Origin of the sequence: Streptomyces sp. WAC05292 (assembly GCF_003949955.1) — a bacterium.
Classification (GTDB): Bacteria; Actinomycetota; Actinomycetes; order Streptomycetales; family Streptomycetaceae; genus Streptomyces; species Streptomyces globosus.
On record NZ_RPSE01000745.1, the window covers coordinates 1 to 1,201 of the forward strand.

A 1,201-nucleotide genomic window follows, 5' to 3' on the forward strand; every position below is an offset into this window, starting at 1 on the left:
GCACTACGACTTCGGGGTTCAGGCGTCCTTGAACTCCTGTCGCTGCCGCCCCAACCCGTCGATCTCCAGCTCGACGACGTCGCCGGCCCGCAGGTACGGCTTCGGCTCCGGCCGGCCCATCGCCACGCCCCCCGGCGTGCCCGTGATGACCACGTCGCCGGGGTGCAGCGTCATGAACCGGCTCAGGTAGTGCACGACCTCCCCCACGGGGAAGATCTGGTCGGCGGTGGTGCCGTCCTGCCGGAGCTCCCCGTTCACCCACAGCCGGACGCCGAGGGCCTGCGGGTCCGGGACCTCGTCGGCGGTGGCGAGCCAGGGGCCGACCGGGGTGAACGTCTCGCAGTTCTTGCCCTTGTCCCAGGTGCCGCCGCGCTCGATCTGGAACTCGCGCTCCGAGACGTCGTTGACGAGGACGTATCCGGCGACGTGCGCCAGGCCCTCCTCCGCGGACTCCAGGTACCGGGCGGTGCTGCCGATGACGACTCCGAGTTCGGCCTCCCAGTCCGTCTTCACGCTGCCGCGCGGAATCAGCACGGTGTCGTCGGGGCCGACGACCGTGTCGGCGGCCTTCAGGAACAGGATCGGCTCGGCCGGCGGCTCCGCCCCGATCTCGGCGGCGTGCCCGAAGTAGTTCAGCCCGATCCCCACGATCTTGCCCATGCGGCCCAGGGGGGCGCCGATGCGCAGCCCCTCCGGGTCGAGCACCGGAAGCGACCGCGCCTCCGCCGCGGCGCGCACCCGGGACAGGGCGGAGTCGTCGGCGAGGAGGGCGCCGTCCACGTCCGCGACCAGGCCGGACAGGTCCCGCAGGATCCCGTCCTGGTCGAGGAGTGCGGGGCGCTCCGCCCCGACCGGTCCGACACGCAGCAGCTTCATGGGCATTCTCCCGTGGTCGTGGGTGGTCGGCCCATGGGCGTGCCCCGGGCCGGACGATGGGGTGCGGCCATCGGAGGATTGGTCGATCCTCCAAGAACCCCGTTCCGCCCACAAGCCCCTGTTCACGGACTGGAACACCGCCCCGGCGAGCCACCCGCCCCGACGGTCCGCATCGGCACTCCCCGCGGCCGACCGCATCGGCACCGCGGCCGCGGTCGGCCCCACCCGGCGGCGGCCCATGCCCCCGGGGCGCCCCGGTAACCCGGCCCGGGCGGGGACCAGGCCCAGGCGGGGACCAGGCCCAGGCGGGGACCAGGCCCAGGCG

General features: G+C 73.9%; 1 protein-coding gene. It reads right to left on the minus strand.

Annotation, left to right across the window (positions count from 1 at the left end; all coding sequences use genetic code 11):
- Nucleotides 1-18 precede the first annotated feature (18 nt).
- A complete protein-coding gene (locus tag EF903_RS32780; RefSeq protein WP_125548559.1) occupies nt 19-876 on the minus strand; it encodes a fumarylacetoacetate hydrolase family protein in 858 nt (285 codons plus the stop codon).
- Nucleotides 877-1,201 lie beyond the last annotated feature (325 nt).

Excerpts from the sequence above, each read along its gene's own strand:
- EF903_RS32780 (WP_125548559.1), bottom strand. The coding sequence starts at position 876 with ATGAAGCTGCTGCGTGTCGGACCGGTCGGGGCGGAGCGCCCCGCACTC.